This is a genomic window from Cellulosimicrobium sp. KWT-B (genome assembly GCF_002127155.1).
GTDB classification, from domain to species: domain Bacteria; phylum Actinomycetota; class Actinomycetes; order Actinomycetales; family Cellulomonadaceae; genus Cellulosimicrobium; species Cellulosimicrobium funkei.
Genome location: NZ_NEDO01000002.1, coordinates 611,750 through 623,369 on the forward strand (window position 1 = coordinate 611,750; position 11,620 = coordinate 623,369).

General features: G+C 77.2%; 11 protein-coding genes. 4 read left to right on the top strand and 7 right to left on the bottom strand.

Annotated features, from left to right (window positions below):
- Positions 1-2: 2 nt before the first annotated feature.
- Together B9L22_RS08895 and B9L22_RS08900 are read right to left on the bottom strand one after the other, a co-directional pair.
- A complete protein-coding gene (locus B9L22_RS08895) occupies positions 3-665 on the bottom strand; it encodes a uridine kinase (protein ID WP_233139903.1) in 663 nt (220 codons plus the stop codon).
- Positions 666-719: 54 nt separating this feature from the next.
- Positions 720-1,598 carry an AraC family transcriptional regulator gene (locus B9L22_RS08900; RefSeq protein ID WP_086150056.1) on the bottom strand — a complete coding sequence of 293 codons (879 nt, stop codon included), beginning with the start codon at positions 1,596-1,598 and terminating at the stop codon, positions 720-722.
- A gap of 129 nt (positions 1,599-1,727) precedes the next feature.
- Here B9L22_RS08900 and B9L22_RS08905 point away from each other — a divergent pair, with 129 nt between their 5' ends.
- Together B9L22_RS08905 and B9L22_RS08910 are read left to right on the top strand one after the other, a co-directional pair.
- The gene (locus B9L22_RS08905) at positions 1,728-2,273 is read left to right on the top strand and encodes a carboxymuconolactone decarboxylase family protein (protein ID WP_086150057.1); all 546 of its coding nucleotides are present in this window, start codon (positions 1,728-1,730) and stop codon (positions 2,271-2,273) included.
- Between the two features lie 11 nt (positions 2,274-2,284).
- Complete coding sequence (locus tag B9L22_RS08910) at positions 2,285-3,064, top strand: MOSC domain-containing protein (RefSeq protein ID WP_198947258.1); 780 nt, start codon at positions 2,285-2,287, stop codon at positions 3,062-3,064.
- A gap of 10 nt (positions 3,065-3,074) precedes the next feature.
- Here the strand turns inward: B9L22_RS08910 and B9L22_RS08915 are convergent, their stop codons facing one another.
- On the bottom strand, positions 3,075-4,841 hold the full coding sequence (locus B9L22_RS08915; protein ID WP_086150059.1) for a SpoIIE family protein phosphatase: 1,767 nt from the start codon (positions 4,839-4,841) through the stop codon (positions 3,075-3,077).
- A 174-nt stretch (positions 4,842-5,015) separates the two neighbouring features.
- Here B9L22_RS08915 and B9L22_RS08920 point away from each other — a divergent pair, with 174 nt between their 5' ends.
- Both B9L22_RS08920 and B9L22_RS08925 read left to right on the top strand, forming a co-directional pair.
- Positions 5,016-5,687, top strand: a complete 672-nt coding sequence (locus B9L22_RS08920; protein ID WP_086150060.1) for a response regulator transcription factor — start codon at positions 5,016-5,018, stop codon at positions 5,685-5,687.
- Positions 5,672-6,913: a sensor histidine kinase KdpD gene (locus B9L22_RS08925; protein ID WP_143317201.1), complete on the top strand. Its 1,242-nt coding sequence runs from the start codon at positions 5,672-5,674 to the stop codon at positions 6,911-6,913. Before B9L22_RS08920 ends, B9L22_RS08925 begins: the two co-directional genes overlap by 16 nt.
- Here B9L22_RS08925 and B9L22_RS08930 read toward each other — a convergent pair.
- The 4 genes from B9L22_RS08930 to B9L22_RS08945 all read right to left on the bottom strand — a co-directional run bounded on the left by B9L22_RS08930 (position 6,879) and on the right by B9L22_RS08945 (position 11,566).
- A complete protein-coding gene (locus tag B9L22_RS08930) occupies positions 6,879-7,598 on the bottom strand; it encodes an FAD:protein FMN transferase (protein WP_086150240.1) in 720 nt (239 codons plus the stop codon). The two genes, B9L22_RS08925 and B9L22_RS08930, sit on opposite strands and share 35 nt — an antisense overlap.
- A 23-nt stretch (positions 7,599-7,621) precedes the next feature.
- On the bottom strand, positions 7,622-8,146 hold the full coding sequence (locus tag B9L22_RS08935) for an FMN-binding protein (RefSeq protein ID WP_086150062.1): 525 nt from the start codon (positions 8,144-8,146) through the stop codon (positions 7,622-7,624).
- Positions 8,143-9,543, bottom strand: coding sequence for a ferric reductase-like transmembrane domain-containing protein (locus B9L22_RS08940; RefSeq protein ID WP_086150063.1), 1,401 nt, complete (start codon positions 9,541-9,543; stop codon positions 8,143-8,145). The genes B9L22_RS08935 and B9L22_RS08940 overlap by 4 nt, the downstream gene beginning before the upstream one ends.
- A 103-nt stretch (positions 9,544-9,646) precedes the next feature.
- Positions 9,647-11,566, bottom strand: a complete 1,920-nt coding sequence (locus B9L22_RS08945; RefSeq protein WP_086150064.1) for a heavy metal translocating P-type ATPase — start codon at positions 11,564-11,566, stop codon at positions 9,647-9,649.
- Positions 11,567-11,620: the final 54 nt, after the last annotated feature.

The following is an 11,620-nucleotide window of genomic DNA, read 5'->3' on the forward strand; positions in this document are numbered from 1 at the left end:
GCTCAGCGGACCACGAGCGCCGGGTGCCGCGGGTCGTCGACCCGCACGACGACGTCCGCCACGTCCTCGGGACGGACCTCCTCCGCGTACCGGCCGTAGGCGGCGAGCGTCCACGCCGCGTCGGGCGCGGTGCGGCGCGCGAGCGTCGCGGGGCGCAGGGCGAGGTGCACGGTGAGGTCGAGCGCGAGGCCGAGGCCCAGGCAGAGCGCGCCGTCGAGCACGACGACGAGGCCCGGCTCGGCCTCGACGTACGCGGCGCGCGTCGACCGGCTCGTCGCGGGGTCGCGCAGGCTCGGCAGGTAGCGGCCGGACCCGCCCGGCCCGACGGCGTCGAGCACCTCCCGCTGGAGCCCGGCCACGTCGACCCACTCGTCGAGGAGCGCGTCGGGGTCCTCCCGCCCGCGCTCGAGGCGCAGCGACGCGGGACGCCAGAAGTCCTGAACGCGCACGCGCGCGACCGGGCGGCCCGCCGCGCGCAGCGGCGCGACCAGACGGTCGGCGAGCTCCTCGGGCCGCGTGGAGGGGTGGCCGTCGACGAGGAGGCGGACCGACCCGGGCCGCTCGCGCCCGACGGCGAGCACGCGCTCGACGACCCGGTCCACGAGGACGTCCTCGCTCACCGGCTCGACGCGCACCGGCTCGACCCGCCTCGGTTCGGCCGGCACCGTTCGCCACTCACCTTCGACCGCACCTTCGACCGCACCTTCGACCGCACCGCGTCAGGATGCCACGGACGCCGCGACCGGGTCCGCGCGCTCGGCCAGCCACGCGCGCGGCGAGCGGCCGACGCGGTGGCTGAACGCGCGCGAGAACGCGGCGGGCGTCGCGTACCCGAGCTCGGTCGCGGTCCGGCTCACGGAGGCGCCCGCCCGGAGCCGGTCCTGCGCGACGGTGATGCGCCAGCCGGTCACGTAGTCGCCGGGCGGCTGCCCCACGACGGCGGTGAACCGGGCGGCGAACGCGCTCCGGGACAGGTGCGCCGTGCGCGCCATCGACGCGAGCGTCCACGGCTCCCCCGGCGCCTCGTGCACCGCGACGAGCACCGGCGCGAGGCGCTCGTCGGCGAGGCCGGGGAGCAGCCCCGGCGGGAGGGCGAGGTCGTCGGCGTGGTCGAGGATCCACCGGAAGAGCTGCACGAGCACGACCTCGAAGAGCCGGTCGGCGAGGACGCGACGGCCGCAGCGGACGTCGTCGATCTCGCGGAAGAGCAGGTCGAGCGCGGGCTCGAGCCCCGCGACGTCGTCGAGCGGCAGCACGAGCACGGGCGGCAGCGTGCGCACGAGGGGGTGGGTGGCGCCGCCCTCGACGTCGAGCGTCGCGCACGCGAAGTCGGAGTCCTCGGTGGGTGCGTTGTGGAAGGCGTGGTCGAGCGGGCGCGGGTAGAAGAGCAGGCTCGGGCGGTCGACGCTGCGGCGCTCGACCCGGCCGTCCGCGCCGACGTGGGTCATGTCCATCTCGCCCCGCCGGAGCACGTGCAGGAACCCGCGCCCGGGCCGCGCGTCGAACGTCGTGACGCCGCACAGCGGCCCGGTGTGGAAGAGGTGCGTCCGCACGCGGAACCGCTCGAGCAGGTGCGAGAGCCGGTCGACGGGAGCCATCGCCCCAGGATGCCAGACGATCGGACACGTTCCGAGGACGATTCGTTCCCCGTCGTCCGGCGCGGGCGGCGAGGCTGGACGACGTCGGCCCGTCCGGGGCCGGCGTCCCCGCACCCGGAGGAGATCCCCGTGTCCCGTGTCCCCCTCGTCAGCCCCGAGTCCGCCACCGGCCCCGTCGCCGACGGGCTCGACCAGATCCGTGCCGCGTTCGGCGGCGTCCCGGCGATGTTCCGGGCGGTCGCGAACTCGCCCGCCGCCCTGCAGAGCATGTGGGGCGCGTTCGGCGCCCTCGGCACCGGCACGCTCGGCGCGGCCGTCGGCGAGCAGATCGCCGTCGCCGTCGCGAACCGGAACGCGTGCGAGTACTGCCTCGCGGCCCACACCGCGCTCGGGCGCAAGGCCGGCGTCGCGCGCGACGACCTCACCGCCGCGCAGGACGGCGCCGCGTCCGACCCGCGCGTCGAGGCTCTGCTGCGCTTCGCGCTCGCCCTCGTGGACGAGCGCGGTCACGTGAGCGCGCAGGACGTGCAGGCGGTGCGCGACGCGGGGTGGACCGACGAGCAGGTGGTCGAGGTCGTCGCGCACGTCGCCCTCAACCTGTTCACCAACTACGTCAACGTGGCGCTCGACGTCCCCGTCGACTTCCCCGCCGTCGGCCTTCGTCGCGCCGCCTGAGAGGAGCCACCGTGCCGTCCCGCCCCGCCGCACCGTCCCGCCCTGCCGCACCGTCCCGCCCTGGCGACCCACGCTCCCCCGCGTCCACCCCGGGGCCCGCGAGCGCCGTCGTGCTGGAGGTGCGCACCGGCGGGGTGGGCACGGTGGCCCACCGCGGGCGCGACGTGCCGACGGCGTTCCGCAAGCAGCCGCGCGTCGGCCCCGTCGCGGTGGGGGCGGAAGGGCTCGACGGCGACGCGCAGGCCGACCGGCGCGTGCACGGCGGCCCCGAGAAGGCCGTGTGCGTGTACCCGGTCGAGCACTACGCGGCGTGGCGCGACGAGCTCGGCGCGGACCTCCCGCCCGGCGCGTTCGGGGAGAACCTCCTGACGCGCGGGCTCACCGAGGACGACCTGCTGCTGGGCGACGTGCTCGCCCTCGGGACGGCGACCCTCCAGGTGAGCATGCCGCGCCGGCCCTGCTTCAAGCTCGCGGCCGTGCACGGCCTCGTCGACCTCCCGGACCGGGTCCAGTCGTCGGGCCGCACGGGCTGGTACCTGCGCGTGCTCACGCCCGGCACGGTGCGGGCGGGCGCGACCGCCGTCGTCGTCGACCGGCCGGACCGGAGCGCGACGGTGCGGGAGGTCAACCGCGTGATGAACCTCGACCGCGACGACCTCCCGGCCGCCGCGGCGCTCGCTGCGCTCCCGACGCTGCCCGCGCGCTGGCGCGACACGCTCGCGCGCCGGCTCCGAGGCGGGACCGAGGACGACCGGGCCCGGCTCCGGGGGCCTCTCGCCGAGGGTCCGTAGCGCCCGCCGCTCAGGCGTGGGGCCGCGCACCGCCGTCGGACGCCGCGGCCTCGCCCCCGCGCGGCAGGCGGACGACGAGCAGGCACGTGTCGTCCTCGCTGCGGTGATCCCCGGCCTGGTCGAGCAGGTGGTCCCGGGTGGCCGCCGCACCCGCGTCCGCCGGGGCGCGGCGCAGGGCCTGCGCGAGCTCGACGATCCCCTCGCGCTGGCCGCGCGCACGCGACTCGACGAGGCCGTCGGTGTAGAGCACGAGCGCGCTCCCGGCCGGTACGTGCAGGTGGACGGCCGCCACCGGCCCGGGCGTGACGATCCCGACCGGCGTGGTGAGGGCGCCGTCGAGCGGCCGCACGACGCCGTCGGGCGTGCGGAGCAGGGGCGGCGGGTGGCCGGCCCGGCAGTAGACGAGCTCGCGCCCTCCGTCGACGTCCGGTGGCCCGAGGGTCGCGACCACGCACGTCGCGACGTCGGCGAGGCCGAACTGCTTCACGAGGCCGTCGAGGCGCGCAACGACTTCGTCGGGCGTGGTGCCGTCCGCGGCGACGCTCAACAGCGCGGACCGGATCTGGCCCATCGCCGCCGCGGCGTGCATGTCGTGCCCGACGACGTCCCCCACCACGAGCAGCACGCGGCCGTCGGGGAGCTCGAGAGCCTCGAACCAGTCGCCGCCGACCGCGACGCCCGACGCGCCGTCCGCGGGCCGGTAGACCACGGCGACGTCGAGGTCGTCGAGCGGGGCGAGGCGGGGCAGCATCCGCTCCTGCAGGGTGTGCGCGGCGTCGCGCTCGCGCTCGTAGAGCCGCGCGTTGTCGAGCAGGAGGCCGATGCGGTGCCCGAGGTCCTCGAACATCACGGCGTCCTCCTCGCCGAAGAATCCCGGCTGGGCGCTGACGACGGCGAGCACGCCGACGACCCGGCCCCGCGCGCGCAGCCCCACGGACATCGCGGAGCCGAGCCCGAGCTCCCGCATCGCCGCGAGCTCCTCCTCGTCCGCGTGCGGCGAGACGAGGTCGGGCGTGACGTCGAACGGCCGCGCGAACCGCGCACCGCCCCCGAGCACGTCGACCGCCGCGAGCGAGCGGTCGGCCCAGCCCGGGGTCCGGGACAGGCGCCGGGCCGCCTCGGCGAGCGCCGGGTCGTGCGAGGCGACGTCGGTGCGCGAGCTCCGGTCCGGGTACGTCACGACGACCGCCCAGCACGAGAACACCTCGGCCACGGCCTGTACCGCCTCGGCGAGCACGTCCTCCGTGCCGAGCAGCTCGCCCAGCCGCTCGACGAGCCGGGTGGTCGTGGTCAGCCGGTGGTTCGCGGAGATCGCGGCGTCGAGGGCCGCCTCGCGGGACCGCTCCGCCTCGACCCGGGCGGTGACGTCCGCCTGGACGCCGACGAAGTGGGTGAGCGTCCCGTGGTCGTCGTGGACCGGCGAGATGGTGAGCTGGTTCCAGAACGCCGTGCCGTCCTTGCGATAGTTCAGCAGCGTCTCGCCCACCGTGCTGCCGTCGTCGACCGCGGCGCGGATCCTCGCGACCGCCTCGCGGTCGGTGCCCAGACCCTGGAGGAACCGGCAGTTCGTCCCCAGCACCTCGTCCGCGGTGTAGCCGGTCGTCGCCGTGAACGCGGGGTTGACCCACACCAGCGGCATGCCGGGGGCGCGCGCGTCGGCGATGGTGAACGAGACCTCGCTCGCGGACATCGCCCGGCGTTCGAGCGCGACGGCGAGCCGCTCCGCCTCGGCCAGGGCGGCGGCCGGGGGGTCGGACGGGGAGGTCGAGGTGGCCACGGGGCGCCTCACGGTCGGACGGCAGGCGTCCTGTGCTCGAACGCCCGGAACACTGTCGCACGTCGCGACCGTCCGTGAGGACCCGCTCCGGGCGGGCGGCGGTGCGTCGGCCGCAGTTGTGCCCGACCGCCCGGCGGCCAGAATGGACACGTCCGGGAGACGAGGCGGAACCGCATGACAGTCGAGGCACGGGTCCTCGTGGTCGAGGACGACCGCATGCTCGCTGACATGCTCGCGGAGCTCCTCGGGAGCGAGGGGTACGTCGTCGAGGTCGCGCACGACGGCCAGCGCGGGCTCCACCTCGGTCTCACGCGCGAGTACGACCTGCTGCTCCTCGACCGTGGCCTGCCCGCCGTCGAGGGTCTCGACCTGCTCGCCCGGCTGCGCTCGCGCGGCGTCACGGCGCCCGCGCTCGTGCTGTCGGCGCTCGGCAACCCGGCCGACCGTGTGGCCGGCCTCGACGCCGGGGCCGAGGACTACGTGGGGAAGCCGTTCGACGTCGACGAGCTGCTGGCGCGGCTGCGCGCGCTGCGCCGGCGGGGCGAGGCGTCCCCGGCGGCGGACGCGATCCGCCTCCCGGGCGGCACGCTCGACCTGGGGAGCCGCCGCGTGACGACGGACGCGGGCACGACCGCCGACCTCTCGGCGCGCGAGGCGGCGCTGGCCGAGGTCCTCGCCCGGCACCCGCACCAGGTCTTCGGCCGGGACGAGCTCCTGGACCGCGTGTTCCCCGAGGCGTCCGACCCCGGGGTGGTCGACACCTACGTGTACTACCTGCGCCGCAAGCTCGGCCGTCGGGCGGTCACGACCGTGCGCGGGCTGGGATACCGGTGGGGCGCGCTGTGATCACGGGCGCGGAGCGCGACCTCCTGCGGCGCACGAGCCGGCGCCTCGCGGTGCAGACGGGTCTCCTCGTGCTCGTGAGTTTGCTGGTGGTGGCGGCGGTCGTGCTGGCCGTCGTGGCGCGCGCGCTCGGCGAGGCGGACGACCGTCGGCTCGAGTCGGCGGCGTCGGCCGACGAGGTCACCGACGCGGGCCCGGGGATCTGGGTCGCCGTGGCCTCGCCGCGCGGCGTCGAGGCGTCGCCCGGGATGCCGGCGGGCCTGCCCGACCTGGGTCTCGTCGAGCAGGTGGCGCGCACCGGGACGAGCGCGCGGGAGCGGGTGACGACCTCGGCCGGCACGTTCGAGGTGCTCACGGTGGACCGTCGGGACGGCGTCGTCCAGGCCGTCCTCGACCCGTCCGAGACGCGCGAGGAGCTGGCGCGCCTCCTCCTCGCGCTCGGTGTCGCGACGGCCGTCGGGGTCGTGCTCGCCACCGTCGGGGGCTGGTGGCTCGGGCGTCGCGCCGTCCTCCCCACGGCGCAGGCCCTCGCGATGCAGCGGCGCTTCGTGGCGGACGCGAGCCACGAGCTGCGGACCCCGCTCACCCTGCTCTCGACGCGCGCGCAGCTCCTGCGCCGCCGGCTCGAGCGACCGGGCCCGGGGACGCCGGAGCAGGTGGCGCGCGACGTCGACGGGCTCCTCGAGGACACGGCCGCGCTGAGCGACGTGCTCGACGACCTGCTGACGGCCGCGGACACGCGGTCCGTGGACCTCGTCCCCGTCGACCTCGCGGCGCTGGCCGACGCCGTCGTGCGCTCGGCCGAGGCGCGCGCGGCGTCGCGCTCCGTCGCGCTGCGGCGCGCAGGGACGGACGAGCTCACGGTCGTGGGGGCGCCGGCGGCGCTGCGCCGCGCGCTCACCGCGCTCGTGGACAACGCGGTCGACCACGCGGCGCACGAGGTCGTCGTCACGGTGCGGCGCGCCGGGTCGGCAGCGCAGGCCCTCGTCGACGACGACGGACCCGGTCTGGGCGAGGACGCCGAAGACCTGTTCGCACGCTTCGCCTCCCGGCGCCCCGGTCCGGCCGTGGACGACGACGGCCGGCGCCACTACGGGCTCGGGCTCGCTCTCGTCGCGGAGGTCGCGGCGCAGCACGCCGGCACGGTGGCGGCGACGAACCGTCCCGACGCGCCGCACGGGGCTCGTCTCGTGCTCACGCTGCCGCTCGGCCCGCCGGCCCGTCGCTGACGACCGTCCCGTCCGGGAGGACGGCGAGCACGAGGGCGGCCCCCTGGTCCACCGCCCACGCGACCCCCTCCTCGCCCAGCGCGAGGACGCTCGTCGCGAGGATGTCGGCGGTCGTGAGGTCGGGCGCGACGACGGTCGCCGACAGGAGCCCGCGCGCGGCGGCACCCGTGCGCCCGTCCCACACGTGGAGACCGCGCTCGTACGTCCCCGACGTCGCCACCGCGCCGTCGTGCAGCTCGACCCGCGCCACGAGCCCGTCCGCGCGCGCCGGGGAGCGCACGCCCACCACCCAGGGCCGGCCGGGCTCCGGCCCGCCACGGACGGCGACGTCCCCGCCGGCGTTGAGGCACAGGTCGGAGAACCCCGCGGCGACCAGCCGGTCCACCGCGCGCTGCGCGGCCCAGCCCTTGACGACGCCGTCGGTGTCTAGGGTGCCGTCCGACCGGCGCACGTCGAACGCGCCCCCGCTCGCGACGCGTGCCGCCTCCGCGAGGTCGAGCACCTCGCGCAGGTCCCGGGAGGGCCGCACGACGAGCCCGCGCCGGTGGCGGGACAGCTCGCTGTCCGCGCGTCGCCCGCTGAACCGCGCGTCCGCGGCGTGGAGCACCGCGAACGCCGCGCGGACCGCGGCCCGCGCGCGCTCGTCGTCGGGCGCGCGCAGGTCCAGCGACATCGGCAGGCCCATGACCGTCTCCGTCCGGCGCACCGTCAGCCCCGGGCGTCGATCGCGGCCTGGAGGGACTCGCGGTAGCCCTCGGAGGTGTAGGTCGCCCCGGACACGGTGTCGATGCGCGCGGACTGCGCCCGCACCGCCTCCTGCGCGAGCAGCGGCGTGGCGCGCGCGGAGATCTGGGAGCTCTCTCCCCCGCTGGGCGACCGCACGGTCTGCACCGCGTCGAGGTGCGTCCCGGTGAATGTGACCGCGACCTGCACCGGTCCGTACCGTGTCTGCACGACGGACCCCGTCACGGTCGCCCGCGTCGGGTCCGGTGTGCCGGTGCCCGGGCTCGCCGGGGACGTGCCCGGGTCCGTCGAGCCTGCGGTGGAGGGGGCCGGCGTCGGGGTCGCGGGGGTCACGGGCTCAGACCCCGCGACGACGGCGGGAGCTCCCGACGTCCCGGACCCGTCCCCGGCGAGGCCCGGCACCCCGCCGTACCGCGCGAGCGCGGCGGCGCCGAGCGCGAGCACGCTCCCCGCGTAGACGATCGTCCCTCTCCAGCGGCGTCCGGTCATGACAGGCTCAGCTCCTCGCGGTGGACGGCGGACCGCGGCACGCCCGCACGGCGTGCCGAGTCCTCGACGGTGGCGACCATCGCGGGCGGGCCGCACACGAACACGTCGCGCGACGCGATGTCGGGCACCAGGGCGTCGAGCCGCCCCGGGCCCAGGGGGTCGTACCCGAGGTCGGCCCGGCGGCCCACGACGGGCAGGTACGTGAGCGGCGCGTCGGCGAGCTCGTGGCCGACGCCGAGGTCCGCCCGAGACCGGGCGCGGTGCACGACGACGACGTCGTGCCCGCGCGCGACCAGGTCCTCCGCGAGCGCTCGCACGGGCCCGACGCCCGCTCCCCCGGCGACGAGCAGCACACCGCGGCGTCGGGCCCGCGCGGCGGTGAAACGGCCGAACGGTCCCTCGAGGAGCACGCGCGTCCCGGGCCGCAGGTGCGCCACCGCGCGCGAGTGGTCGCCCAGGCCGCCGACCGTGAAGCGCAGGTGCTCGCCGTCGGGCGCGACGGAGACCGAGTAGGGGTGGGCGGTGACGACGTGGCCCCGCGCGAGGAAGCGCACGAGGAAGAACTGGCCCGCTCGTGCCCCGACGTCCGCGAGCGCCGGACCCGACACCCACACGCTCGTCATCCCCCCGGCCTCCGGCACGACGGCGCTCACGCGCGGCGCGTCCCGGAGCACGCCGAGGAGCGGCAGCACCCCGCGCCACGTGAGCAGCGCCGCGGCGGTGCCCGCGTAGAGGAGCACCCAGGCGGCGCGGGCCGTCGGGTCGCCGACGAAGTGCGCGCCCGCCGTGACCTGGTGCGCGAACGTGAGGTACACCCCGGCGTAGATCGTCAGGTGCACGAGGAACCACGCCTCGTACGACAGGTGCCGCCGCACGAGGCGCGCGCCGGACACCCCCACGACCACGAACAGGCCGGTGCCGACCAGCGCGGCCGTCATGTCCGGCTCCGCCAGCACGAGGGTGAGCGCCTGCCACCAGGACGCGGCCTGCGCCGGCAGGGCGGTCCCGGCGACCATGAGGAGCGTGTGCGTGAGGACGAGGAGCACGACGGTCGTCCCGAGGACGCGGTGCCACGCGACGAGCCGGTCCAGGCCCACCGCACGCTCGAACCAGGGCACGCGCCCGACGAGGAGGAGCTGGGCGCAGACCAGCACCGACGCGACGAGCCCCACGAGCTCCCCCATGCCGGTGAGCGCGCCGGCCGGGGACGCCCCGGCGGACGATGGCGTGCCCCGCCACCAGAACCCGACGACGAGCACGAGGACACCGACCAGCACCGCCCGCAGGACGACCGCGCCCGGAGCGGGTGCGCCCGCTCCGCGCCGTGCCCGGGCCGTGGGCCGGGCCTGGGGCTGGGCCTGCTGGGCCGACGTCCGGCGCGTCGTGAGGATGCTCATGCGAGACAGCGTGCCCGCCGATTCTCAGAGCATTCTCGGAGACCGTGCCGGGGGTCCGGGGTCCGATCCTCTCGTCCGCCCGTGGGCGGGTGGACGCCGGGTCTCAGCGGGACGACGCCGCCGGCACGAGCGGCTCGCCGACCTCCGCGGCGGGTGCCGACCGGGACGGTCCGGGCGGCGTCTCGTCCCTGCCCGGGCGGGTGGCGAGCAGCGCCCACAGGATGCACGCGAGGTCGACGCCCTCCTGGAGCCACGCGCCCGCGAGCGCGGAGAGACGCCCCGTCGCGGCCACGACCATGAGCAGCCCGGACAGGGCGATCCCGATGCCGATGGCCTGCCACGCGACCCGCACCGTGCGGCGGCCGATCCGCACGGCGCCGACCGTGCGCGCGAGGTCGTCCCGGACGACGACCGCGTCCGCGGACTCGGTCGCCGCCGTCGAGCCGCGTGCGCCCATGGCCATGCCGACGTCGGCCACCGCGAGGACCGGGGCGTCGTTCACGCCGTCCCCGACCATCATCACGGGGCGGTCCGGCAGCCCGCGGACGGCGTCGACCTTGTCCTGCGGGAGGAGGCCGGCGCGCACGTCGTCGATGCCCACCTGGTCCGCTACGTGCCGGGCGGTCGCCGCGCCGTCGCCGGTGAGCATGACGGTGGTCCGCACGCCCGCGGCGTGGAGGGCGGCGACGGTGGGGCGGGCCTCGGCCCGCAGCTCGTCGGCGAGGAGCACGGTCCCGGCGTACGCGCCGTCGACGCCCACGTGGACGGCGCTGCGGCCCGCGCCGGGCACGGGGACGCCCGCGGGCGCGCCCGCGACGACGAAGGCCAGCCGGCCGACCGCCACCGCGTGGCCGTCCACCGTCGCGCGGGCTCCCCGGGCGGTCTCCTCCGTCGCGTCCCGTGCGGCGGGCAGCGCGAGGTCCCGCTCCTGGGCCGCGCGGACGATGGCCGCCGCGAGCGGGTGCACCGAGTACTGCTCGACCGCGGCCGCGAGCGCGAGCACGTGATCCGGCGTGCGGCCGCCCGCGGGCAGGACGTCCACGACGACCGGCGCCCCGTGGGTCAGCGTGCCCGTCTTGTCGAACGCGACGGTGCGCACGCGCGACAGCTGTTCGAGCGTCCCGGCCGACTTCACGATGATCCCGTTCCGCGCCGCGCGGGACATGCCGGACATGAAGGCGACCGGGGCCGCGATGATCAGCGGGCACGGCGTCGCGACGACGAGCACCTCGGCGAAGCGCGCGGGCTCACCGCTGAGCACCCACGCCACGACGGCGAGCGCGAGGGCGGCGACCGTGAACGGCACCGCCACGCGGTCGGCGAGGCGCACGAACGGCGCCTTGGACTCCTGCGCCTGCTTCACGAGCTCGACGATCGCCTGGTACTGCGAGCCCGCGGCCGTCGCGGTCGCCCGGACCTGCGCCGCGCCGCCGCCGTTCACCGACCCGGACAGGACGACGTCCCCGCGCCGGTGCTCCACCGGGAGCGACTCCCCGGACAGCGACGACTCGTCGAACGTGGCCGCTGTGCTGAGCAGGACGCCGTCCACCGGGACGACCTCCCCGGGCCGCACCCACACCTCGTCGCCGGGGCGCACGTCGTCGACGGGGACGTCCTCGAGCTCCCCGCCGGGCCCGGCCCGGTGGGCGACGCGCGGGGCGCCGGCGAGCAGGCTCGAGAGCTCGCGCCGCGCGCGCCCGTTCGCGTAGTCCTCGAGCGCCTCGCCGCCCGAGAGCATGAGACACACGACGAGCGCGGCCCAGTACTCCCCCACGAGCACCGTGGCCGTGACGGACAGGACGGCCAGCAGGTCGACGCCGTATGCGCCCGCCCGCAGGTCAGCCACCATCGCGCGCGCCCGGACCACGACGAGCACGAGCGCGAACGCCGAGACCACGACCTGGGCCGATCGGTCCGGGCCCCAGGCCTCGAGCACGCCGCCGAGACCGCCCACCGCCACCGTGGCGACCACCCACGGGTAGCGCCGGGCGGCCTCCGTCACGCGGCGGCCCGGTCCGGTCATGCCTCCAGGGTGGGCAGACGGCGGGACCTGGCGGTAGGGCCGAACGGCCGCGAC